The sequence below is a fragment of the Streptomyces sp. NPDC043853 genome, assembly GCF_056436025.1.
The window spans coordinates 197,594-219,581 of sequence record NZ_JBWKDJ010000008.1 but is presented as its reverse complement, the minus strand read 5'-3'; the positions used below and the strand labels follow the sequence as shown (position 1 = coordinate 219,581).

The 21,988-nt window shown below is 69.7% G+C and carries 23 protein-coding genes and 4 tRNA genes; 22 read left to right on the top strand and 5 right to left on the bottom strand.

Annotated features, from left to right (window positions below; all coding sequences use genetic code 11):
* Positions 1-113: 113 nt before the first annotated feature.
* Positions 114-311 (top strand): hypothetical protein, encoded by a 198-nt coding sequence (locus AC067U_RS22380; RefSeq protein ID WP_478831490.1) that lies wholly within the window; start codon positions 114-116, stop codon positions 309-311.
* A gap of 69 nt (positions 312-380) precedes the next feature.
* Here AC067U_RS22380 and AC067U_RS22375 read toward each other — a convergent pair whose 3' ends face one another.
* Positions 381-869 carry a YajQ family cyclic di-GMP-binding protein gene (locus AC067U_RS22375; protein WP_478831489.1) on the bottom strand — a complete coding sequence of 163 codons (489 nt, stop codon included), beginning with the start codon at positions 867-869 and terminating at the stop codon, positions 381-383.
* Between the two features lie 215 nt (positions 870-1,084).
* Here AC067U_RS22375 and AC067U_RS22370 point away from each other — a divergent pair.
* Together AC067U_RS22370 and AC067U_RS22365 are read left to right on the top strand one after the other, a co-directional pair.
* A tRNA-Tyr gene (locus tag AC067U_RS22370) sits at positions 1,085-1,166 on the top strand.
* A gap of 159 nt (positions 1,167-1,325) precedes the next feature.
* Positions 1,326-1,730, top strand: a complete 405-nt coding sequence (locus tag AC067U_RS22365; protein ID WP_478831488.1) for a DUF3574 domain-containing protein — start codon at positions 1,326-1,328, stop codon at positions 1,728-1,730.
* A gap of 237 nt (positions 1,731-1,967) precedes the next feature.
* On the opposite strand, the gene AC067U_RS22360 is transcribed toward AC067U_RS22365, so the two are convergent.
* Both AC067U_RS22360 and AC067U_RS22355 read right to left on the bottom strand, forming a co-directional pair.
* Entirely contained in the window at positions 1,968-2,624 is a 657-nt protein-coding gene (locus AC067U_RS22360) for an SDR family oxidoreductase (RefSeq protein WP_478831487.1), read from the bottom strand.
* Between the two features lie 43 nt (positions 2,625-2,667).
* Positions 2,668-3,918, bottom strand: coding sequence for an amidohydrolase family protein (locus tag AC067U_RS22355; RefSeq protein ID WP_478831486.1), 1,251 nt, complete (start codon positions 3,916-3,918; stop codon positions 2,668-2,670).
* Between the two features lie 281 nt (positions 3,919-4,199).
* On the opposite strand from AC067U_RS22355, the gene AC067U_RS22350 reads away from it, so the two are divergent.
* The 10 genes from AC067U_RS22350 (at position 4,200) to AC067U_RS22305 (ending at position 9,956) form a co-directional block, all read left to right on the top strand.
* Positions 4,200-4,272: transfer RNA gene (locus AC067U_RS22350), tRNA-Thr, on the top strand.
* Between the two features lie 48 nt (positions 4,273-4,320).
* Positions 4,321-4,393: transfer RNA gene (locus AC067U_RS22345), tRNA-Met, on the top strand.
* A gap of 88 nt (positions 4,394-4,481) precedes the next feature.
* Positions 4,482-4,646, top strand: coding sequence for a 50S ribosomal protein L33 (gene rpmG / locus AC067U_RS22340; protein ID WP_003956487.1), 165 nt, complete (start codon positions 4,482-4,484; stop codon positions 4,644-4,646).
* A gap of 100 nt (positions 4,647-4,746) precedes the next feature.
* Positions 4,747-5,205 carry an FAS1-like dehydratase domain-containing protein gene (locus AC067U_RS22335; protein ID WP_478831485.1) on the top strand — a complete coding sequence of 153 codons (459 nt, stop codon included), beginning with the start codon at positions 4,747-4,749 and terminating at the stop codon, positions 5,203-5,205.
* A 1-nt stretch (position 5,206) separates the two neighbouring features.
* On the top strand, positions 5,207-5,635 hold the full coding sequence (locus tag AC067U_RS22330; RefSeq protein WP_478831484.1) for a MaoC family dehydratase: 429 nt from the start codon (positions 5,207-5,209) through the stop codon (positions 5,633-5,635).
* 92 nt (positions 5,636-5,727) lie between these two features.
* The gene (locus tag AC067U_RS22325) at positions 5,728-6,309 is read left to right on the top strand and encodes a TetR/AcrR family transcriptional regulator (RefSeq protein ID WP_478831483.1); all 582 of its coding nucleotides are present in this window, start codon (positions 5,728-5,730) and stop codon (positions 6,307-6,309) included.
* A gap of 79 nt (positions 6,310-6,388) precedes the next feature.
* Positions 6,389-7,897, top strand: a complete 1,509-nt coding sequence (locus tag AC067U_RS22320; RefSeq protein ID WP_478831482.1) for a DHA2 family efflux MFS transporter permease subunit — start codon at positions 6,389-6,391, stop codon at positions 7,895-7,897.
* 110 nt (positions 7,898-8,007) lie between these two features.
* Complete coding sequence (locus AC067U_RS22315) at positions 8,008-8,412, top strand: DUF3291 domain-containing protein (protein WP_478831481.1); 405 nt, start codon at positions 8,008-8,010, stop codon at positions 8,410-8,412.
* Positions 8,413-8,477: 65 nt separating this feature from the next.
* Entirely contained in the window at positions 8,478-9,533 is a 1,056-nt protein-coding gene (locus AC067U_RS22310; protein WP_478831480.1) for a UDP-N-acetylmuramate dehydrogenase, read from the top strand.
* A gap of 3 nt (positions 9,534-9,536) precedes the next feature.
* The gene (locus AC067U_RS22305) at positions 9,537-9,956 is read left to right on the top strand and encodes a hypothetical protein (RefSeq protein WP_478831479.1); all 420 of its coding nucleotides are present in this window, start codon (positions 9,537-9,539) and stop codon (positions 9,954-9,956) included.
* A 36-nt stretch (positions 9,957-9,992) separates the two neighbouring features.
* On the opposite strand, the gene AC067U_RS22300 is transcribed toward AC067U_RS22305, so the two are convergent.
* Together AC067U_RS22300 and AC067U_RS22295 are read right to left on the bottom strand one after the other, a co-directional pair.
* Complete coding sequence (locus tag AC067U_RS22300; RefSeq protein ID WP_478831478.1) at positions 9,993-11,012, bottom strand: adenosine deaminase; 1,020 nt, start codon at positions 11,010-11,012, stop codon at positions 9,993-9,995.
* Between the two features lie 175 nt (positions 11,013-11,187).
* On the bottom strand, positions 11,188-12,414 hold the full coding sequence (locus AC067U_RS22295) for a pyridoxal phosphate-dependent aminotransferase (RefSeq protein WP_478831477.1): 1,227 nt from the start codon (positions 12,412-12,414) through the stop codon (positions 11,188-11,190).
* Positions 12,415-12,740: 326 nt separating this feature from the next.
* Between AC067U_RS22295 and AC067U_RS22290 the strand changes: the two genes are divergently transcribed.
* From AC067U_RS22290 to rpoB, 9 genes are all read left to right on the top strand, one after another.
* A tRNA-Trp gene (locus AC067U_RS22290) sits at positions 12,741-12,813 on the top strand.
* Between the two features lie 105 nt (positions 12,814-12,918).
* Complete coding sequence (gene secE / locus AC067U_RS22285) at positions 12,919-13,200, top strand: preprotein translocase subunit SecE (RefSeq protein ID WP_365106142.1); 282 nt, start codon at positions 12,919-12,921, stop codon at positions 13,198-13,200.
* A gap of 84 nt (positions 13,201-13,284) precedes the next feature.
* The gene (gene nusG, locus AC067U_RS22280) at positions 13,285-14,178 is read left to right on the top strand and encodes a transcription termination/antitermination protein NusG (RefSeq protein WP_478831476.1); all 894 of its coding nucleotides are present in this window, start codon (positions 13,285-13,287) and stop codon (positions 14,176-14,178) included.
* 172 nt (positions 14,179-14,350) lie between these two features.
* On the top strand, positions 14,351-14,785 hold the full coding sequence (gene rplK, locus AC067U_RS22275; RefSeq protein WP_478831475.1) for a 50S ribosomal protein L11: 435 nt from the start codon (positions 14,351-14,353) through the stop codon (positions 14,783-14,785).
* An 88-nt stretch (positions 14,786-14,873) separates the two neighbouring features.
* Entirely contained in the window at positions 14,874-15,602 is a 729-nt protein-coding gene (gene rplA, locus AC067U_RS22270; protein WP_478831474.1) for a 50S ribosomal protein L1, read from the top strand.
* A gap of 162 nt (positions 15,603-15,764) precedes the next feature.
* The gene (locus AC067U_RS22265; RefSeq protein WP_478831473.1) at positions 15,765-16,622 is read left to right on the top strand and encodes an SCO4651 family lipoprotein; all 858 of its coding nucleotides are present in this window, start codon (positions 15,765-15,767) and stop codon (positions 16,620-16,622) included.
* 290 nt (positions 16,623-16,912) lie between these two features.
* A complete protein-coding gene (gene rplJ, locus AC067U_RS22260; RefSeq protein WP_478831472.1) occupies positions 16,913-17,443 on the top strand; it encodes a 50S ribosomal protein L10 in 531 nt (176 codons plus the stop codon).
* A gap of 111 nt (positions 17,444-17,554) precedes the next feature.
* Positions 17,555-17,938, top strand: coding sequence for a 50S ribosomal protein L7/L12 (rplL, locus tag AC067U_RS22255; RefSeq protein ID WP_179173462.1), 384 nt, complete (start codon positions 17,555-17,557; stop codon positions 17,936-17,938).
* 556 nt (positions 17,939-18,494) lie between these two features.
* On the top strand, positions 18,495-21,977 hold the full coding sequence (gene rpoB, locus AC067U_RS22250) for a DNA-directed RNA polymerase subunit beta (protein WP_478831471.1): 3,483 nt from the start codon (positions 18,495-18,497) through the stop codon (positions 21,975-21,977).
* Positions 21,978-21,988: the final 11 nt, after the last annotated feature.

Here is a 21,988-nt window from a genome sequence, read left to right as displayed (position 1 = left end):
ACGACTTGGGACATGACCCTTTGTGGCCAGGGTCTTGCTCTTCTCCTGGGCCCCGGTCAGGCCGAGACTTTCCCCAGCGCCGATTTTCGGCCCCTCCCGGAAAGGCTCCGCCAGTGACCCGCGTGATCAACCGCCACTCCGCCCGCCGTGCGCTCGCCACCGCGGCCCTCCTGGCCGCCGCCGGAGCCGCACTGGCCGGCCCTGCTGCGGCCGCCGAAGCCCCGGCTGCCGCGCGGCAGGCCCAGCAGGTGCAGCACCTCCCGACCGGGGACAGCCGGCAGACGCCCAAGCTGGACATCGGCTGGCAGTAGCCCGACGGGCGGCCGGGCAGGAGCCCGGCCGCCCGTCACAGGCGCGGTGCAGCCGCAGGAGCGGCGGCGTCAGCGGTAGTTCACGAACTGGATCGCGAAGTCCAGGTCCTTGCCCTTGAGCAGCTGCTGGACGGCCTGCAGGTCGTCCCGGCTCTTGGAGCTGACGCGCAGCTCCTCGCCCTGAACCTGGGCCTTGACGCCCTTGGGGCCCTCGTCACGGATCATCTTCGCGACCTTCTTGGCGTTCTCCTGGGAGATACCCTCCTCGATCGTCGCGAAGATCTTGTACTCCTTGCCGGAGAGCTGCGGCTCGCCAGCGTCCAGCGCCTTCAGCGAGATGCCGCGCTTGACCAGCTTGGTCTCGAAGACGTCGAGGACGGCCTTGACCCGGTCCTCGGAGTTCGCCTCCATGAGGATCTTGTCGCCGGACCACGTGATGGACGCGCCGGTGCCCTTGAAGTCGTAGCGCTGCGAGAGCTCCTTGGCGGCCTGGTTGAGGGCGTTGTCGACCTCCTGCCGCTCGACCTTCGAGACGATGTCGAAACTGGAGTCGGCCATGTGCTGTGGCTCCTTGAAGTCGGCTGCGATGTGCTCACGGCGTGCGGACGGGAGTCCCCGACCACACCCCCGCAAAGCCTAGGGGGTGCGCCCCCGGCAGCGTCCGTCCCCGCCACTGATCAATCCGGTGGCGAAGCACCCCCGAGCATCGGGTATCGTTTACGTCGTTGCCGGAGAACACCGCGGAAAAGCGGGAAACGAAGGCGACATCCCATGGCGGTGTGCCCGAGTGGCCAATGGGAGCGGACTGTAAATCCGTCGGCTTAGCCTACCCAGGTTCGAATCCTGGCGCCGCCACGCGATGCAAGACCCCTGTCCACCTGCGGAAACGCAGGGGCGGGGGTCTTCTCGCATGTCCGAACAGCGCGGCATGCCCGGACGGCGGCATTTCCGCATCGTCGGCCGGGCCGCGTCGTTAGGGCACGCGTGAAATGGACTTCCGAGGCGCGCGGCGCCGTGAGTACCGGGGTGCTGGCCGCCCTGATCGCAGCCGGAGTACCGGCGCTCGTCGGGGCACTGGACCCGGCCGAGAGCCGGCCGTACAAGGAGACCCGGCTCTACTTCGGGACGCAGCGGACCGGCGGCGGAGAGATTCCGAAGGCCGAGTTCATGCGCTTCCTGGACCGCGAGGTCACCCCGGCCTTCCCCGAGGGGCTCACCCTCCAGGAGGGCTACGGGCAGTGGCGGGGCGAGGACGGGAAGATCGTCCGCGAGGCCTCCTACGAGCTGGTCCTGCTCTACCCGGAGAAGAGCGCCGAGGAGCGCGACCGGAGCATCGAGCGGATCCGCACCGCCTACGAGGAGCAGTTCCAGCAGGACTCCGTCGGCCGGTCGGACGACCAGGTGTCGGTGGACTTCTGACGACCGCGGGCAGGCCCGGCGGCCGCACGGGCGGGACCTGACGGATTCCCGCCCGGTCGCGCGGTTCCCGCCCGGTCGCGCGGTTGGTCCCGCGCTCCCGCCCGGTCCCGCGGTTCCCATCCGGTCCCGCGGATCCCACCCGACCGCGCCCGATCCCGCGATCCCACCGGATTCCGCCCGGTCCCGCGATCCCACCGGATCCCACCTGATCCCGCCGGGATCCGCGGGTCCGTCGTGTCAGTTGCCCGCCACGTCCTTCACCGCGACCTCCACCGGCGTGCCGCCCGAGACCAGCTCCAGCGTCAGGCCCGCCGTCGCCGGGGTCTCGATCAGCTCCGCCAGCACCGCCGCCACGTCCTCGCGCGGCACCGGGCCGCGGCCGGTGTACGCCTCCAGGCGGACCCGGCCGGTGGCCGGATCCTCCGTCAGCATCCCCGGACGCAGGATCGTCCACTCCAGCCCCAGCCGGGTCCGGACGTGCTCGTCCGCCGCACCCTTGGCCCGCAGGTACGCGTCGAACACCTCGGCGCCCGGATGGTCCGCGTCCGCGCCCATCGAAGAGACCATCAGGAAGCGCCTCACGCGGGCCCGTTCGGCCGCGTCCGCGAACAGCACCGCCGCGCCCCGGTCCACCGTGTCCTTGCGCGCCGCCCCGCTGCCCGGACCGGCCCCCGCCGCGAACACCGCGGCGTCCGCGCCCTGCAGCACCGCGGCCACCTGCTCCAGGGAGGCCGACTCCAGGTCGCAGAGCACCGGTTCGGCACCGACCTCCCTCAGGTCGTCGCCCTGGGCCGGATCGCGGATGATGCCCGCGACCTCGTACCCGCGCGCCGACAGCAGCCGCTCCAGCAGCAGCGCGATCCGACCGTGTCCACCCGCGATGACGATGCGCATGCCCCGACCGTACGACGACCGGCCCGCCCGCGCCCGGGAACACTCAGGGGCCTGGCTCCATACGGCCCTGCCGGGGCAGGTCCAGGGCCGCCGCCACCGCCGAGTCGCAGTACTCCCGCACCGCGCTGGTCCGGGCCACCACCCGCCCCCGGTGGATCACGATCCGGCTGTACGCCAGCGACAGGACCCCCGCGATCCCGTCCCCGCGCACGGCCAGGAGCTCCGCGGGGAACCCCGCCTCCACCCGGATCTCCGGCAGGCCCATCGCCGCCCGGGCCGCCGCGCTGACCGCCTCGTAGGCGTCCGCCGGCCGCAGCCCGCCCTGCGAGGCGAGCAGGTACGCCGCTTCGAGCGGATCCCCACGGCCCACCGGATTGGCCGCGTCGCGCAGCGCCCCGCTGCCGGCCGCCACCCGCACCCCGGCCGCCCGCAGCAGCCGTACCGGTGCGCCGCGCGGGCCGCGCCGCTCCAGGGCCGCGCAGTCGCCCTGCGGCAGGCAGGTGACCCGCACCCCGGCCGCGGCCAGCTGGTCCGCCGCGCGCGTCGCCACGTCCAGGGGGAGCCGGGACATCCCGCCGCAGGGGCCGATGCTGACACCGGGGCGCAGCCCGCCCGCCATGGCCGCCAGCCGGGCCAGCCGCGCCGGATCGTCGCCGTCGGTGTGCAGGTCCACCGGGCAGCCGTGCTCGGCCGCCAGTTCCAGCACGGCCTCGATGAACCCGGTCGGGTCGGGGTCCAGGTCCGGGCAGCCGCCGACCACCGCCGCGCCCATCTTCACCGCGTCCCGGAGCATGGCGAGGCCGTCCGCGCCGGCCACTCCGGTCAGCAGCCGGGGCATCGCCACGGCCGTGAGGTCGGTGAGGCCGCGCAGCGAACGGCGGGCCTGGAGCACGGCCTCCATCGGGGCCAGCCCGTGCACATCGCCGATCCGGACGTGCGAGCGGACCGCGGTCGCCCCGTGGCCGAGCTGCAGCAGGGCCGCCTCGGTGGCACGGCGCTGCACCTCGTCGGCGCCGCAGGCGGCGGGCCCCTGACCGTCGGCGGTCAGCGCGGTGTCCCCGTGGGCGTGCGGCTCCGCGGGCGCGGGCAGCAGCAGGAACCCGGCGAGGTCGACCCGGGACGGGGTCGGCGCGGGCAGGCTCCCGGCCGTGCCCACCGCCTGGATCCGGCCGCCGCTGAGCCGGACGTCGACGGTGCGGCCGTCGGTGAGGCGGGCGCCCGCGAGCAGCAGGGAGGTCGGTTCGGCGGCCGATCCGTGCGCGGCGCCGTGTCCGTGTGGGTGGCTGTCGGGCATCGCGCTCCTGCGGTGGCTCGGGCGGTCCCTGGGCCACGGCCCAAGATCACGCAGCGTGGTCAGAGCCTAGGGCGCTGGGCTGCGCCCTTCACGGAAGGGGCCAATAGTCGTACCGGTGTTGCGCCTCCGCCGGTCCCCCGCGAGGGGCCGGCGCCACCTCCGGGATTCCGGGCCGGACCCCTGCCGGGTGGCCGCCGGGGGACCGCCGGAGGGCGGCTCGGGGGCCGCCGGGCAATGGATTTGGGCGATCGGCCGGAGGCCGTGTAATGTCTTCCCTGCTCGCCCCAATAGCTCAGTCGGTAGAGCGTCTCCATGGTAAGGAGAAGGTCTGCGGTTCGATTCCGCATTGGGGCTCTGGTGAGAGAGGTTCCCCGCCCTCGGGTGGGGAACGGATCTCATCAAAGCGGCGTAGCTCAGTCGGTAGAGCAAGCGGCTCATAATCGCTGTGTCACCGGTTCAAGTCCGGTCGCCGCTACACCCAGTAGCCGATTGTGGGGTCGGTCTCCCGATCGGCTACTCTTTTATGCGTTCATCCGTCCATCTGTCCGTCAAGGAGCACTCACGTGGCTGCCACCGACGTCCGCCCGAAGATCACGCTGGCCTGCGTGGAGTGCAAGGAGCGGAACTACATCACCAAGAAGAACCGGCGCAACAACCCGGACCGTCTTGAGATGAAGAAGCACTGCCCGCGCTGCAACTCGCACACCGCGCACCGCGAGACCCGCTGACCCCAGCGAGTCTTCGGACCAAGGCACTGTCACGAGGTCGTCCCCTTCCCGGGGACGGCCTCGTGTCGTTTCCGCAGTAACTACCAGGAGGTAGCGATCCATGGCGCTCGACCAGTCCTTCGTGGGGCGGACGTATCCGCCCACCGATCCGTACGAGGTCGGCCGGGAGAAGATCCGCGAATTCGCGGAGGCGGTGGGTGACACCAATCCCGCCTACCGCGATCCGGAAGCCGCCAAGGAGCTCGGCCATTCCGATGTGATCGCCCCGCCGACCTTTGTGTTCGCGATCACTTTCAAGGCCGCCGGACTGGTCATCCAGGACCCGCAGCTCGGCCTGAACTACGACCGCGTGGTGCACGGCGACCAGAAGTTCGCCTACACCCGCCCGGTGCGGGCCGGGGACCGGCTCGTGGTGACCTCGACCATCGAGGCGATCAAGTCCCTCGCGGGCAACGACATCCTGGACATCCGCGGTGAGGTCCACGACGAGACCGGCGAGCACGTGGTGACGGCCTGGACCAAGCTCGTGTCCCGCGCCGCAGACGCAGAGGAGGCGTGAGATGACCGCGAAGATCGGTTACGCGGACGTCGAGGTCGGCACGGAGCTGCCGGCGCAGACCTTCCCGGTGACCCGCGCCACCCTCGTCCAGTACGCGGGCGCTTCCGGAGACTTCAACCCGATCCACTGGAACGAGAAGTTCGCCAAGGAGGTCGGGCTGCCGGACGTCATCGCGCACGGCATGTTCACCATGGCCGAGGCGATCCGGGTGGTCACCGATTGGGCGGGGGACCCGGGCGCGGTCGTCGAGTACGGCGTGCGCTTCACCAAGCCGGTGGTGGTCCCCAACGACGGCACCGGCGCGGTCATCGAGGTCGGCGCCAAGGTCGCGGCCCTGCTGGACGGGAACCGGGTCCGGGTCGACCTGACGGCCACCAGCGCCGGGCAGAAGGTGCTGGGCATGTCCCGGGCGGTCGTACAGCTCGCCTGAGACGGTCCGTCCGAGGCCTGTGAGGGGCGCCCCCCGCGGGGGCGCCTCTCTTTCGCTTGACTTGGTTAGTGATTGAGCACTAACTTAGTCGCATGGTCAGGATGAGCGCAGAAGAGCGACGCGAGAGCGTCATCCGCGCCGCCGTGCACGAGTTCGCGCAGGGCGGCTACTACGGCACGTCCACCGAGGCGATCGCCAAGCGGGTGGGTGTCTCGCAGCCGTACCTCTTCCGGCTCTTCCCGAACAAGCAGGCCATCTTCCTGGCCGCGGCGGGCCGCTGCCTGGAGGGGACCCGCAGGGTCTTCGCCGAGGCGGCCGACGGCCTGCACGGCGAGGACGCCCTCCGCGCCATGGGTGAGGCGTACATCCGGCTGATCGCCGAGGACCCGGCGATGCTGCAGATGCAGCTCCAGATGTACGTCGCCGTCGCCTCGGCCGAGGCGGCCGGCGACCACGAGCTCGGCGAGCTCGTACGGGCCGGCTGGCTGGAGCTGTGGGACACCGTACGGCTCCCGCTCGGCGGCGACCCCGGCCCGACCACGGAGTTCATGGCCCAGGGCATGCTCATCAACACCCTGTCCGCCATGGGCTTTCCCGCCGGCCATCGGATCTGGGACGGGTTCTCGGGCGGGGTCGGCAAGGCTGCCGGTTCGCTGGGCGACCGGCGGGCCTGATGCGCGGGGCCGTACGCGGCCGCGCGTCTTTCTGTCCGCGAAAGTTAGTCATCAATAACTAACAAGACCAGGGGGAACCGTGAACACCACGCGAGACAACACCACGCGAGACAACCGCGCGCGAGACAACCGCGCGCGAGACGGCCGGCCGGGTGCCGGACTCGGCGGCCGCGCGGTCTGGGCGCTCGTCCTCACCAGCGCCGCCGGCTTCATGGCCGCCCTCGACAACCTCGTCGTCACCACCGCCCTCCCCGCCATCCGGTCGGATCTCGGAGGCAAGCTCGAAGACCTCGAATGGACGGTGAACGCCTACACCCTCACCTTCGCCGTCCTCCTCATGTTCGGCGCAGCCCTCGGCGACCGCTTCGGCCGCCGCCGCCTCTTCATCGCCGGTCTCGCGGTCTTCACCGGAGCCTCCGCCGCGGCCGCCCTCGCCTCCGGCGTCGGGACCCTGATCGCCGCCCGCGCCGTCCAGGGGGTGGGCGCCGCGGTCATGATGCCGCTCACCCTCACCCTGCTCACCGCCGCCGTCCCGGCGGCCCGCCGCGGCATGGTCCTCGGCATCTACAGCGCCGTCGGCGGCCTCGCCGTGGCCAGTGGCCCGCTCATCGGCGGCAGCCTCACCGAGCACATCTCCTGGCAGTGGATCTTCTGGATCAACGTGCCCATCGGCCTCCTGCTGATGCCGCTGGCCCGCCTCCGGCTCGCCGAGTCCACCGCCCCCGGAGCCCGTCTCGACCTGCCCGGCACCCTCCTTATCAGCGGCGGCCTCTTCGGCATCGTCTACGGGCTGGTCAACGCCAACGCCCACGGCTGGACCAGCGCCCCCGTCCTCACCGGACTGATCGCCGGCGCCGCGCTCGTCGGCGGCTTCGTCCACCACGGCTTCCGCAGCAAGAACCCCATGCTCCCCATGCGGCTCTTCCGTGACCGGGGCTTCTTCGGGATCAACATGGCGAGCCTGCTGATGTACCTCGGCATGTTCGGCTCGATCTTCCTGCTCGCCCAGTTCCTCCAAGGCGTCGCCGGCTACTCGCCCACCGAGGCCGGCCTGCGCATGCTGCCCTGGACCGGGATGCCCATGGTCGTCGCCCCGATCGCCGGCGTCCTCGCCGACCGGATCGGCGGCCGCCCCGTCGTCGCCGCCGGGCTGGCCCTCCAGGCGGTCGGCCTCGGCTGGTTCGCCGCGATCCTCGGCCCGGACGTGTCGTACGCCGCCCAGCTCCCGGCGCTCGTCCTCAGCGGCATCGGCATGGCCCTCTACTTCGCCCCCGCCGCGCACGTGCTGATGGCCACCGTCCGCCCCGCCGACCAGGGCATGGCCTCAGGTGCCAACAACGCCCTGCGCGAGGTCGGCGGCGCCCTCGGGGTGGCGGTCCTGGCCTCGGTGTTCTCCGCCCGGGGCGGCTACGAGTCGCCCGTGGCCTTCACCGACGGCACCGTCCCCGCCCTGTGGATCGGCGCCGCGGCCGTCGCCGTGGCCGCCCTGCTCGCCCTGCTGGTGCCCGGCCGGCGGCGGACCCCGCCGGCCCCGGCCGCCCGGGAGGCCGCGGTCCCGGCGAAGACGGCGGTTCCGAGCCGACTCTGAAAACGCAGTACCCAAGAAGGCGCAGGCCCGCCCTTGCCCGCCCGGTGTGCCGCCGCACCACCCGTACGACCGAGAACCTCCATTCCGAACCCGTACGAAGGAGACCGGCCATGCCCGACATCCCGTGGATGACCCCCACCGCACCCGCCGCGCCCGACGCCGAGGTCTACGTCATGGCCTCGCGCTTCGAGACCCGGAGCCTGCTCGGCGCCCTCCGCTTCTTCCTCAGGGCGCCCGGCATCATCGGCCAGATCCGCAAGGCCCCCGGCGCCCACGGCGCCGCCCTCCGCGCCCGCGTCCCGCGCCGGACCTTCCTCACCCTGTCCGCCTGGCAGGACCGCGACGCCCTCTACCGCTTCGCCGCCAGTGAGCCGCACCGCTCCAGCTCCCGCGCCGCCGCCGCGTTCATGAAGGAATCCGCCTTCACCTTCTGGACCGCGAAGGCCTCCGACCTCCCCATCACCTGGGAGGAGGCCGAACGCCGCCTCGCCGACCAGCAGCGGGCCGAGCGCTGATCGCCGGTACGCACGGTCCGTGGCCCCGCAGGGAAGCCGGAGCCGCGGACCGTACTCTTGTGCACGTGCTGGAACTCCACGACGCGCCCCTCGCCCCGCTGACCACCTTCCGCCTGGGCGGCCCGGCCACCCGTCTGGTCACCGCGACCAGCGACGCCGAGGTCGTCGCCGCCGTCCGCGCCGCGGACGAGAGCGGCACGCCCCTGCTGGTCATCGGAGGCGGCAGCAACCTGGTCATCGGCGACGAGGGCTTCGACGGCACCGCCCTGCGCATCGCCACCACCGGCTTCCACCTCGACGGCACCGCCCTGGAACTCGCCGCCGGCGAGAACTGGAGCGAGGCCGTGGCCCGTACCGTCGAGGCGGGCCTCGCGGGCGTCGAATGCCTCGCCGGAATCCCCGGCTCCGCCGGTGCCACCCCGATCCAGAACGTCGGCGCGTACGGGCAGGAGGTCGCGGACACCATCACCGAGGTCGTCGCCTACGACCGCACCCGCGGGGAGACCGTCACCCTCACCCACGCCGAGTGCGGCTTCTCGTACCGGCACAGCACCTTCAAGGACCGGCCCGACCGGTACGTCGTCCTCCGCGTCCGCTTCCGGCTGGAGGACGCCGGCGGCCTCTCGGCGCCGATCAAGTACCCCGAGACCGCCCGCACGCTCGGCGTCGAGGCCGGCGACCGGGTCCCGGCCGCCGTCGCCCGCGAGACCGTCCTGCGGCTGCGCGCCGGCAAGGGCATGGTCCTCGACGCCACCGACCACGACACCTGGTCCGCCGGGTCCTTCTTCACCAACCCGGTCCTCTCCGACGAGGCGTACCGGGCCTTCCTCGACCGCGTCCGGGAGCGCCTGGGCCCGGACACGGTCCCGCCCGCCTATCCGGCCGGCGAAGGCCGTACGAAGACCAGCGCGGCCTGGCTGATCGACAAGGCCGGCTTCACCAAGGGCTACGGCACCGGGCCCGCCCGGATCTCCACCAAGCACACCCTGGCACTCACCAACCGGGGCGAGGCCACCACCGCGGACCTGCTCGCGCTCGCCCGCGAGGTCGTCGCCGGCGTGCACGCCGCGTTCGGCGTAACCCTCGTCAACGAGCCGGTGACGGTCGGCGTCAGCATCTGAGCGATGCACTGTCCCCTGCACGGGGCCGGAACGGACCCCACCCGGCTGGTGGGCCGCACGATCCGCAGAATCGTCGCGTCCTGGCACGTCACCGACGACGGTGAACGGTCCGAAGCCCCCCTCGACATCTGGCTCATCGACAGCGAGGGAGAGTCCACCCTCATCACCACCGGCTCCGACTGGTGCCTGATCGTGGAATCCGGCGAGCCCGACGAGCCGTACGACATGGGGGAGTGGGGCAGCGTCGTGGTCGGCGAGGACCTCGGCGACCACCCGTTCCTCCGGCACCTCGGCGACACCGTCGCCACGGTGGCCGAATTCGCCGACCCGTGCACCGGCCGGACCCTGCTGGAGATCGGGTTCGCCGACGGGGACCGGGTGCGGGCCGACTGCTGGCAGGGCGACCTGCGGCTCACCCGCTGACCGGCACCACGTTCCCGGAGCCGGCCCGCCGGGCCGTCAGGACGTGAGCCAGTGGTCGATGCCTGCCAGCAGCTTGGCCTGCACCTCCTCCGGCGCGGCCGAGCCCCGTACCGACTGCCGGGCCAGTTCCGCCAGCTCGGCGTCCGTGAAGCCGTGGTGCCGCCGGGCGATCTCGTACTGCGCGGCCAGCCGGGAGCCGAACAGCAGCGGGTCGTCGGCGCCCAGCGCCATCGGTACCCCGGCGTCGAAGAGGGTGCGCAACGGGACGTCCTCGGGCCGCTCGTAGACCCCCAGGGCGACGTTGGAGGCCGGGCACACCTCACAGGTGATCTGCCGGTCCGCCAGCCGCCGGAGCAGCCGCGGGTCCTCCGCCGCCCGTACGCCGTGGCCGATGCGCGCCGCGTGCAGGTCGTCCAGGCAGTCCCGGACCGAGGCCGGACCGGTCAGCTCCCCGCCGTGCGGGGCCGCCAGCAGGCCGCCCTCGCGGGCGATGGCGAAGGCCCGGTCGAAGTCGCGGGCCATACCGCGGCGCTCGTCGTTGGAGAGGCCGAAGCCGACCACACCGCGGTCGGCGTACCGCACCGCGAGCCGCGCCAGGGTGCGGGCGTCCAGCGGGTGCTTCATCCGGTTGGCGGCGATCAGCACCCGCATGCCCAGACCCGTCTCCCGGGACGCGGAGTCCACGGCGTCCAGGATGATCTCGACCGCCGGGATCAGGCCGCCGAGGTGCGGCGCGTACGAGGTGGGGTCGACCTGGATCTCCAGCCAGCCGCCGCCGTCCCGGACGTCCTCCTCGGCGGCCTCGCGGACCAGGCGCCGGATGTCCTCGGGCGCGCGCAGGCAGGAGCGGGCGGCGTCGTAGAGCCGCTGGAAGCGGAACCAGCCGCGCTCGTCGGTGGCCCGGAGCTTGGGCGGCTCACCGGCGGTCAGCGCGTCCGGGAGCCGTACGCCGTACTTGTCGGCGAGTTCGAGCAGCGTCGAGGGCCGCATGGACCCGGTGAAGTGCAGGTGCAGATGGGCTTTCGGCAGAAGCGTGAGATCGCGTACGTGCTCCATCCGGTGATCCTGCCGCATCCTCACCCGTTCGGCAGCCCGATTCCCTGAACGGGAGCTTGCCCGAACACGAATACGGGGGGGGAGGGGGACCGGGAGGGAAGAGCGCGGAGCCGGAAACGCCGGAGCGGCGCCCCCCGGACGGGGTGACGCCGCTCCGGACCCGCTGCCGGCCGACTCAGGCCTTGGCCTCGGCGAGGAGCTTCTGGATCCGGGACACGCCCTCCACCAGGTCCTCGTCGCCCAGGGCGTAGGAGAGGCGCAGGTAGCCGGGGGTGCCGAAGGCCTCGCCCGGAACGACCGCGACCTCGGCCTCGTCGAGGATCAGGGAGGCGAGCTCGGCGGAGGTCTGCGGGCGCTTGCCGCGGATCTCCTTGCCCAGCAGCTCCTTGACCGACGGGTACGCGTAGAACGCGCCCTCGGGGGTCGGGCAGAAGACGCCGTCGATCTCGTTGAGCATCTTCACCATCGTCTGGCGGCGGCGGTCGAAGGCCTTCCGCATCTCCGCGACCGCGTCCAGGTCACCCGAGACCGCGGCGATGGCGGCCACCTGGGCCACGTTGGAGACGTTGGAGGTCGCGTGCGACTGCAGGTTGGTCGCCGCCTTGATGACGTCCTGCGGGCCGATGACCCACCCGACGCGCCAGCCGGTCATCGCGTACGTCTTGGCGACGCCGTTGACGATGATGCACTTGTCGGCCAGGGCGGGCACCAGCACCGGCAGCGAGGTGAACTTCGCCTCGCCGTAGACCAGGTGCTCGTAGATCTCGTCGGTGAGGACCCACAGGCCGTGCTCGGCCGCCCACTCGCCGATCGCCTTCGCGTCCTCCTCGCTGTAGACCGCGCCGGTCGGGTTGGAGGGGGAGACGAACAGGACGACCTTGGTGCGCTCGGTGCGCGCGGCCTCCAGCTGCTCGACGGAGACCCGGTAGCCGGTGGTCTCGTCGGCGACGACCTCGACCGGGACACCGCCCGCGAGACGGATGGACTCCGGGTAGGTGGTCCAGTACGGGGCCGGGACGATGACCTCGTCACCCGGGTCCAGGATCGCCGCGAAGGCGTTGTAGATCGCCTGCTTGCCACCGTTGGTGACCAGCACCTGGGCCGGGTCCACCCGGTAACCGGAGTCGCGCAGCGTCTTCTCGGCGATGGCCTTCTTCAGCTCCGGCAGGCCGCCGGCCGGCGTGTAGCGGTGGAACTTCGGGTCGCGGCAGGCCTCGACCGCGGCCTCGACGATGTAGGCCGGGGTCGGGAAGTCGGGCTCGCCCGCGCCGAAGCCGATCACCGGACGCCCGGCGGCCTTGAGGGCCTTGGCCTTGGCGTCGACGGCGAGGGTGGCGGACTCGGAGATGGCGCCGATGCGGGCTGAAACCCGGCGCTCGGAGGAAGGCGTTGCAGAGGTCATGGTCCCAATCGTCCCAGACGGAAAACTGCCGCGGCACCCCGTTTCAGAGAGCGGACGGATCGGTTCCCGTCAACCTTCCGACAAGCTTTCGACAAGGCTCCGGAGCGCCGACGGGCGGGCTGCGGAGCCTTGCGGGAACGGGCTCCGGCACACCCGTCGGCACGCCCCCGTACCGCTCCGCGCACGGTCGCATCCCCGGTGCGGATCAATGCTGTTCGACGTCGGGCGCAGGAACACGTACACTCACCTGTCGTTGGCCCTCAGCAAGCGCCGAGATCGCGTGCACAGCGTGCATCCGCTCGGATGCTGTAGGTTGGGGGACGCAAAGGGTCGTAGCTCAATTGGTAGAGCACTGGTCTCCAAAACCAGCGGTTGGGGGTTCGAGTCCCTCCGGCCCTGCTCCACACTCCCTCGCCGGATGTGTGCGCAGGTACGTACTTCGATGCACCGCCGTGCGGCTCAACCGGGCGCGGCACGGCCATGACCCGGATTCAGGTGAGAGACGTGACGGACGCCCTGGGCTCCATCGACATGCCTGACGCCGAGGACGAGACCCGCGAGAAGAAGGCCCGCAAGGGCGGCAAGCGCGGAAAGAAGGGCCCTCTGGGCCGCCTCGCGCTTTTCTACCGCCAGGTCGTGGCGGAGCTCCGCAAGGTCGTATGGCCGACCCGAAACCAGCTGACGACGTACACCACCGTGGTGATTGTCTTCGTGCTCATCATGATCGGTCTGGTGACCGTGATTGACTATGGGTTCCAGGAAGCCATCAAGTTCGTCTTCGGCTGATCCCCGCGGAGGGCGGCGCCTTGATGGGTGCCGCCCGTTTTCGCATGTTCCACCCATTTTTGTATCCAGGAAGAAGCCGCCACCGTGTCTGACCCGAACCTGAACGCGAGCAACGACTCCGTCGAGTCCGTCGAGGACGAGCTCGACATCGTCGAGGCGGCGGACGCTGTGGACCCCGACGAGGCCGAGGCCGCCGACATCGAGGCCGGCGAGCCCGCCGAGGAAGCCGCGCTGCACGCCGAGGGCGCGGACGCCGACGAGATCGCCGAGGCCGACGAAGCCGAGGACGAGGCCGTCGAGGCCGAGGACGAGGCCGTCGAGGCGCAGGCGGAGGAGGCCCCCGAGGAGCCGGCCGAGCCGGTCGACCCGGAGCAGGCCCTGCGCGAGGAGCTCCGCACCCTCCCCGGCGAGTGGTATGTGATCCACACCTACGCGGGCTACGAGAAGCGCGTGAAGGCCAACCTGGAGCAGCGCGCCGTCTCGCTGAACGTCGAGGAGTTCATCTACCAGGCCGAGGTGCCCGAGGAAGAGATCGTCCAGATCAAGAACGGCGAGCGCAAGAACGTCCGGCAGAACAAGCTGCCCGGCTACGTGCTCGTCCGCATGGACCTGACGAACGAGTCCTGGGGCGTCGTCCGGAACACCCCGGGCGTCACCGGCTTCGTGGGCAACGCCTACGACCCGTACCCGCTGACCCTGGACGAGATCGTCAAGATGCTCGCCCCGGAGGCCAAGGAGAAGGCCGCCAAGGCCGCCGCGGAGGAGGCCGGTCTGCCGGCGCCCGCCGTCAAGCGCGAGATCCAGGTGCTGGACTTCGAGGTCGGCGACTCCGTCACCGTCACCGACGGCCCGTTCGCGACGCTCCAGGCGACGATCAACGAGATCAACCCGGACTCGAAGAAGGTCAAGGGCCTCGTCGAGATCTTCGGTCGCGAGACCCCGGTCGAGCTCAGCTTCGACCAGATCCAGAAGAACTGACAGCGAGCTTCTGGCCCACAGTCGTCCGAACAGGTCGGATCGCCCCGCAAAGGGCGGTCTGACCTGCTCGGTTTTAAGCCCCGCACCGATACCCGTTATCGTGGTGCGGTATGCCTCCATCCGGATGACCGGCTGGGGGCTGGAAAACTCTCACTAGGACCCGGAGAGAGCAATGCCTCCCAAGAAGAAGAAGGTCACGGGGCTTATCAAGCTCCAGATCAACGCCGGTGCGGCCAACCCGGCCCCGCCGGTCGGCCCCGCGCTGGGTCAGCACGGCGTCAACATCATGGAGTTCTGCAAGGCCTACAACGCCGCGACCGAGTCGCAGCGTGGCATGGTCGTGCCGGTGGAGATCACGGTCTACGAGGACCGCACCTTCACCTTCGTCACCAAGACTCCGCCGGCCGCCCGCCTGATCCTCAAGGCCGCGGGTGTGGAGAAGGGCTCCGGCGAGCCCCACAAGACCAAGGTCGCCAAGCTGACGCGCGACCAGGTCCGGGAGATCGCCACCACCAAGATGCCCGACCTGAACGCCAACGACCTCGACGCCGCCGAGAAGATCATCGCCGGCACCGCCCGCTCCATGGGCATCACCGTCGAGGGCTGAGTTCAGCCCCCAGCAGTACCCAGTGGTAGGGCCAAGCGCTGGTCCGCACCACGACTCCACACCTCAAGCAACAAAAACAGGAGCAGAAGTGAAGCGCAGCAAGACTCTCCGCGCTGCGGACGCCAAGATCGACCGGGAGAAGCAGTACGCCCCGCTCGAGGCCGTCCGTCTGGCCAAGGAGCTCTCGTCCGTCAAGTTCGACGCGACCGTCGAGGTGGCCTTCCGCCTGGGTGTCGACCCTCGCAAGGCCGACCAGATGGTCCGCGGCACCGTGAACCTCCCGCACGGCACCGGTAAGACCGCCCGGGTCCTGGTCTTCGCGACCGGTGACCGTGCTGCGGCCGCGGAAGCCGCCGGCGCCGACATTGTCGGCAACGACGAACTGATCAACGAGATCGCCAAGGGCAACCGCCTGAACGAGTTCGACGCGGTCGTCGCCACCCCGGACCTCATGGGCAAGGTCGGCCGCCTCGGCCGCGTGCTCGGTCCGCGTGGCCTGATGCCGAACCCGAAGACCGGCACCGTGACGATGGACGTGGCCAAGGCCGTCACCGACATCAAGGGCGGCAAGATCGAGTTCCGCGTCGACAAGCACTCGAACCTGCACTTCATCATCGGCAAGGTCTCCTTCTCCGATGAGCAGCTGGTCGAGAACTACGGCGCGGCCCTGGACGAGATCCTCCGTCTGAAGCCGTCCGCCGCGAAGGGCCGGTACCTGAAGAAGGCCGCCCTGACCACCACCATGGGCCCCGGCATCCAGCTGGACCCGAACCGCACCCGCAACCTCCTCGTCGAGGAGGACCCGGCCGCGGTTTGATCGGGCCGAGCCCCCGCGGCTCCCTGAGTGGCTGAACTCGGGCCCTCCGTCCCCCAGGGACGGAGGGCCCGTTTTCGTACCCCTGTGTGAAAATCGCGGCAAGGCTTGCTACCGGCCCGTAAGGTGCTGGAGCGAGAAACGCGTACAAGGGGTGGGGAACACATGCGCATGCGTCAGAAGACCACGAGGACCGCGGCGGCCGTGCTCACGGCCGTTCTGCTCGTCGGCGGGGCCACGGCCTGCGGTGACAAGAAGGCCGACGGCAAGGCGGGGGACAGGGCCGGCGGCGGCAGCACGACCGCGGTCACCGAGGTCGCGCCGGCCGCGTACCTGGAGAAGGCGCAGAAGAAGTCCGCGGACATCAGCTCGGTCCGCTTCACGGTTTCCGGCACCACCCAGGGCCAGAAGGCCGACGGTGAGATCGCCATGCGCATCAAGCCCACCGTCGCGATGTCCATGAAGATGTCCAACCCGGAGAAGCCCGGCGAGAAGGTGGACATCCGTCTCGCCGACGGCGTGATGTACATGGGCGCCGAGGGCAAGTGGCTGAAGATCTCCCTCAAGGACGCGGATCCGAAGGCGGCCAAGCAGCTGGAGACGCTGAGCCAGGGGAGCCAGGGCGAGAACCCCGGGGACCGCGCCGGACAGCTGCGCACCGCCAAGGACCTCAAGAAGGTCGGCGAGGAGACCGTCGACGGGAAGAAGACCACGCACCTGGCCGGCACCGTCACGCTGGAGGAGATGAAGGCCTCGCTCGCCACGGCCACCCCGGAGGCCAAGGAGCGCCAGCAGAAGAACATCGACCAGCTCGAGTCGCAGGGGATCAAGAGCCTGGCCATGGACATGTGGATCGGCGAGGACGACACGGTCAAGCAGGTCCGCACCCGGGGCGAGGGCACGCAGGGCCCGCTCGACGTGACGATGAAGATCCTCGGGATGAACGAGCCGGTCGAGGTCCAGGCACCGCCGGCCGACCAGGTGGTGGACCTGTCCGAGCTGGCCAAGGCCCAGGGCGCCTGACGCCCCCGGTGCCGGTCCGGCAACCGTCCGGCGGTCCGCGGATTTGCTTCTGCGGACCGCCGTCCCGTACAGTTCCGGACGAAGCCAAAGACCGCTGGTCGTTGCCGTGCCCGTGAGGGGACGGTGGCCGAAGGATCCGCTGAAAGCGGGCGACCCGCGCAGGTGAATGTGGAAAGGCTCCCGGGATTTTTTCCGGTCGAGCGTTGCCCCGTGCGCCTGCGCCCGGGGCGCTTTGTTTTGTCCAGCCCCTTCTGCGCGGTCCTCATCACCCGGAAGGAGGCCGACGCTCTATGGCAAGGCCCGACAAGGCTGCCGCGGTAGCCGAGCTGGAGGACATGTTCCGCAGCTCGAACGCCGCTGTGCTGACCGAGTACACGGGGCTCACCGTTGCGCAGCTCAAGACGCTGCGTCGTTCGCTCGGTGAGAACGCCCAGTACGCCGTGGTGAAGAACACGCTGACCAAGATTGCGGCCAACTCGGTCGGGATCACCGCGCTGGACGAGCACCTTGCTGGTTCGACCGCGGTCGCCTTCGTCACCGGTGACCCGGTGGAGTCGGCGAAGGCTCTGCGTGACTTCGCCAAGGAGAACCCCAAGCTCGTCATCAAGGGCGGTGTCCTTGACGGCAAGGCGCTGTCCGCCGACGACATCAAGAAGCTTGCGGACCTCGAGTCCCGCGAGGTTCTGCTCGCCAAGCTGGCCGGCGCGCTGAAGGGCAAGCAGTCTCAGGCTGCCGCGCTCTTCCAGGCGCTGCCGTCGAAGCTCGTCCGCACCGTGGACGCGCTTCGCGCCAAGCAGGCCGAGCAGGGCGGTGCCGAGTAATTCGGCTCGCGCATTGATCCGCGCCGCCTAGTGCGCGGGTCGTAGCGGGCCGTTACGCCCGCCTTTCGATACATCTCGGCACCAGCCGAATTAGTGGAAGGATCGCCCATCATGGCGAAGCTGTCTCAGGACGACCTGCTCGCTCAGTTCGAGGAGATGACCCTCATCGAGCTCGCCGAGTTCGTGAAGGCCTTCGAGGAGAAGTTCGACGTCACCGCCGCCGCCCCGGTCGCCGTTGCCGCCGCCGGTGTCCCCGGTGCCCCGGCCGAGGCCGAGGAGGAGAAGGACGAGTTCGACGTCATCCTCACCGGTGCGGGCGACAAGAAGATCCAGGTCATCAAGGTCGTGCGTGAGCTGACCTCCCTGGGTCTGAAGGAGGCCAAGGACCTCGTCGACGGCACCCCGAAGCCGGTCCTCGAGAAGGTCAACAAGGAGGCCGCTGACAAGGCCGCCGAGGCCCTCAAGGGCGCCGGTGCCTCCGTCGAGGTCAAGTAACACCTCTGAGGCCGTCTGACGGCCTCTGCGAAGGGCGATCACCCGTAAGGGTGGTCGCCCTTTGACGTATCCGAAGTGCCTGACTTGCCCTGCTCTCGTTGAGGAGTATGGTGATCTTCGTTGCTCTGTCCGCGGGTCCGGTGATGATCCGCACGGAGCAGGGGGCCTTGACGAACGGCACGCGGCGCGCAATTCTCAGGACCGCGCCCAGATCGATCCGGTTCCGAGGCATGGATCGACTACGAAGAGGGCAGTATCGATACGCGCTCTGTGTTCGGGGCGCGCGAGTGTCGCAGCGTTGAACAACACAGGGAAGGGTCTTTTGCCGGGCTTCAGAAACCTGGTCTGGACATCAGTGAGCCCAGTGGCTACACTGACCCTTTGCGCTGCCTGTTAGCTGCCCCCTGCCCGTCGCCAGGGGCATGCCCACGCTCGAGCAGACCTGACTGAATGTCTCTGACCTGGCCTTTTGCCTGGAAGGAGACGCATTCCGTCTCCTGTGTCGGCTGGGACCGGTACGCGCGTAGTGAGTCCGAGCCCTCGGAAGGACCCCCTCTTGGCCGCCTCGCGCAACGCCTCGACCAATACGAACAACGGCGCCAGCACCGCCCCGCTGCGCATCTCCTTTGCAAAGATCAAGGAGCCCCTCGAGGTTCCGAACCTCCTGGCGCTGCAGACCGAGAGCTTTGACTGGCTGCTCGGCAATGCCGCCTGGAAGGCTCGGGTCGAGTCTGCCCTTGAGAGTGGACAGGACGTCCCCACCAAGTCCGGTCTGGAAGAGATCTTCGAGGAGATCTCGCCGATCGAGGACTTCTCCGGGTCGATGTCGCTGACCTTCCGCGACCACCGCTTCGAGCCGGCGAAGAACTCCGTCGACGAGTGCAAGGAGCGCGACTTCACGTACGCGGCCCCGCTCTTCGTCACGGCCGAGTTCACGAACAACGAGACCGGAGAGATCAAGTCTCAGACGGTCTTCATGGGCGACTTCCCGCTCATGACCAACAAGGGCACCTTCGTGATCAACGGCACCGAGCGTGTCGTCGTGTCGCAGCTGGTGCGCTCCCCCGGTGTCTACTTCGACTCCTCCATCGACAAGACGTCCGACAAGGACATCTTCTCCGCCAAGATCATCCCGTCCCGGGGTGCCTGGCTGGAGATGGAGGTCGACAAGCGCGACATGGTCGGCGTCCGTATCGACCGCAAGCGCAAGCAGTCCGTCACCGTCCTCCTGAAGGCCCTCGGCTGGACCACCGAGCAGATCCTCGAGGAGTTCGGCGAGTACGAGTCCATGCGCGCCACCCTGGAGAAGGACCACACCCAGGGTCAGGACGACGCGCTGCTCGACATCTACCGCAAGCTGCGTCCGGGCGAGCCGCCGACCCGTGAGGCCGCGCAGACGCTGCTGGAGAACCTGTACTTCAACCCGAAGCGCTACGACCTCGCGAAGGTCGGCCGCTACAAGGTCAACAAGAAGCTCGGCGCGGACGAGCCGCTCGACGCCGGTGTCCTCACCACCGACGACGTCATCGCGACGATCCGCTACCTCGTGAAGCTCCACGCGGGCGAGGTCGAGACCGTCGGTGAGAACGGCACGAACATCGTGGTCGAGGTCGACGACATCGACCACTTCGGCAACCGTCGTCTGCGCAACGTCGGCGAGCTCATCCAGAACCAGGTCCGCACGGGTCTGGCTCGTATGGAGCGCGTCGTCCGCGAGCGCATGACCACCCAGGACGTCGAGGCGATCACGCCGCAGACCCTGATCAACATCCGGCCGGTCGTCGCCTCCATCAAGGAGTTCTTCGGCACCAGCCAGCTGTCGCAGTTCATGGACCAGAACAACCCGCTGTCGGGTCTGACGCACAAGCGTCGTCTCTCGGCGCTGGGTCCCGGCGGTCTCTCCCGTGAGCGGGCCGGCTTCGAGGTCCGTGACGTGCACCCGTCGCACTACGGCCGCATGTGCCCGATCGAGACCCCCGAAGGCCCGAACATCGGTCTGATCGGCTCGCTCGCCTCGTACGGCCGCGTCAACGCGTTCGGTTTCGTCGAGACCCCCTACCGCAAGGTCGTCGAGGGTGTCGTCACCGACGACGTGGACTACCTGACCGCCGACGAGGAAGACCGCTTCGTCATCGCCCAGGCCAACGCGCGCCTGGACGAGGAGATGCGCTTCTCCGAGAACCGCGTGCTGGTCCGCCGTCGTGGTGGCGAGATCGACTACATCGCCGGCGACGACGTCGACTACATGGACGTCTCCCCGCGCCAGATGGTGTCGGTCGCGACCGCCATGATCCCCTTCCTCGAGCACGACGACGCCAACCGCGCCCTCATGGGCGCGAACATGATGCGCCAGGCCGTTCCGCTCATCAAGGCGGAGGCCCCGCTCGTCGGCACCGGCATGGAGTACCGCTGCGCCGTCGACGCCGGCGACTCCATCAAGGCGGAGAAGGACGGTGTCGTCCAGGAGGTCTCGGCCGACTACATCACCGTCGCCAACGACGACGGCACGTACACCACGTACCGCGTCGCCAAGTTCAACCGCTCCAACCAGGGCACCTCGGTCAACCAGAAGGTCATCGTCAACGAGGGTGACCGGATCGTCGAGTCCCAGGTCCTCGCCGACGGTCCCGCGACCGAAGAGGGCGAGATGGCCCTCGGCAAGAACCTGCTCGTGGCGTTCATGCCGTGGGAGGGTCACAACTACGAGGACGCGATCATCCTGTCGCAGCGCCTCGTGCAGGACGACGTCCTCTCCTCGATCCACATCGAGGAGCACGAGGTCGACGCCCGTGACACCAAGCTGGGCCCCGAGGAGATCACCCGGGACATCCCGAACGTCTCCGAGGAGGTCCTCGCCGACCTCGACGAGCGCGGCATCATCCGCATCGGTGCGGACGTCGTCGCCGGCGACATCCTGGTCGGCAAGGTCACCCCGAAGGGTGAGACCGAGCTGACCCCGGAGGAGCGTCTGCTCCGCGCGATCTTCGGTGAGAAGGCCCGTGAGGTCCGTGACACCTCCCTGAAGGTGCCGCACGGTGAGATCGGCAAGGTCATCGGTGTCCGCGTCTTCGACCGCGAGGAGGGGGACGAGCTTCCCCCGGGCGTGAACCAGCTGGTCCGCGTCTACGTCGCCCAGAAGCGCAAGATCACCGACGGTGACAAGCTCGCCGGCCGCCACGGCAACAAGGGTGTCATCTCCAAGATCCTCCCGATCGAGGACATGCCCTTCCTCGAGGACGGCACCCCGGTCGACATCATCCTCAACCCGCTCGGTGTCCCGTCCCGAATGAACCCGGGACAGGTCCTGGAGATCCACCTCGGCTGGCTCGCCAGCCGCGGCTGGGACGTCTCCGGCCTCGCGGACGAGTGGGCCCAGCGCCTGCAGGCCATCGGCGCGGACCAGGTCGCCCCCGGCACCAACGTCGCCACCCCGGTGTTCGACGGCGCCCGCGAGGACGAGCTGGCCGGCCTCCTGCAGCACACGATCCCGAACCGCGACGGCGAGCGCATGGTGCTCCCGACCGGCAAGGCGCGCCTGTTCGACGGCCGCTCCGGCGAGCCGTTCCCGGACCCGATCTCGGTCGGGTACATGTACATCCTCAAGCTCCACCACCTGGTCGACGACAAGCTGCACGCGCGTTCGACCGGTCCGTACTCGATGATCACGCAGCAGCCGCTGGGTGGTAAGGCGCAGTTCGGTGGCCAGCGCTTCGGTGAGATGGAGGTGTGGGCGCTGGAGGCTTACGGCGCCGCGTACGCCCTCCAGGAGCTGCTGACCATCAAGTCCGACGACGTCACCGGCCGAGTGAAGGTCTACGAGGCCATCGTCAAGGGCGAGAACATCCCCGAGCCGGGCATTCCCGAGTCCTTCAAGGTGCTCATCAAGGAAATGCAGTCGCTCTGCCTCAACGTGGAGGTGCTGTCCTCGGACGGCATGTCCATCGAGATGCGCGACACCGACGAGGACGTCTTCCGCGCGGCGGAGGAGCTCGGTATCGACCTGTCCCGGCGCGAGCCGAGCAGCGTCGAAGAGGTCTGAGGGGTCTGACC

Excerpts from the sequence above, each read along its gene's own strand:
- rplJ (WP_478831472.1), top strand. The coding sequence starts at position 16,913 with ATGGCAAGGCCCGACAAGGCTGCCGCGGTAGCCGAGCTGGAGGACATG.
- rplL (WP_179173462.1), top strand. The coding sequence starts at position 17,555 with ATGGCGAAGCTGTCTCAGGACGACCTGCTCGCTCAGTTCGAGGAGATG.
- AC067U_RS22335 (WP_478831485.1), top strand. The coding sequence starts at position 4,747 with ATGGCGCTCGACCAGTCCTTCGTGGGGCGGACGTATCCGCCCACCGAT.
- AC067U_RS22355 (WP_478831486.1), bottom strand. The coding sequence starts at position 3,918 with ATGCCCGACAGCCACCCACACGGACACGGCGCCGCGCACGGATCGGCC.
- AC067U_RS22330 (WP_478831484.1), top strand. The coding sequence starts at position 5,207 with ATGACCGCGAAGATCGGTTACGCGGACGTCGAGGTCGGCACGGAGCTG.
- AC067U_RS22300 (WP_478831478.1), bottom strand. The coding sequence starts at position 11,012 with ATGGAGCACGTACGCGATCTCACGCTTCTGCCGAAAGCCCATCTGCAC.
- AC067U_RS22295 (WP_478831477.1), bottom strand. The coding sequence starts at position 12,414 with ATGACCTCTGCAACGCCTTCCTCCGAGCGCCGGGTTTCAGCCCGCATC.
- AC067U_RS22325 (WP_478831483.1), top strand. The coding sequence starts at position 5,728 with ATGGTCAGGATGAGCGCAGAAGAGCGACGCGAGAGCGTCATCCGCGCC.
- AC067U_RS22360 (WP_478831487.1), bottom strand. The coding sequence starts at position 2,624 with ATGCGCATCGTCATCGCGGGTGGACACGGTCGGATCGCGCTGCTGCTG.
- AC067U_RS22305 (WP_478831479.1), top strand. The coding sequence starts at position 9,537 with ATGCACTGTCCCCTGCACGGGGCCGGAACGGACCCCACCCGGCTGGTG.
- AC067U_RS22265 (WP_478831473.1), top strand. The coding sequence starts at position 15,765 with ATGCGCATGCGTCAGAAGACCACGAGGACCGCGGCGGCCGTGCTCACG.
- rplK (WP_478831475.1), top strand. The coding sequence starts at position 14,351 with ATGCCTCCCAAGAAGAAGAAGGTCACGGGGCTTATCAAGCTCCAGATC.
- AC067U_RS22315 (WP_478831481.1), top strand. The coding sequence starts at position 8,008 with ATGCCCGACATCCCGTGGATGACCCCCACCGCACCCGCCGCGCCCGAC.
- AC067U_RS22375 (WP_478831489.1), bottom strand. The coding sequence starts at position 869 with ATGGCCGACTCCAGTTTCGACATCGTCTCGAAGGTCGAGCGGCAGGAG.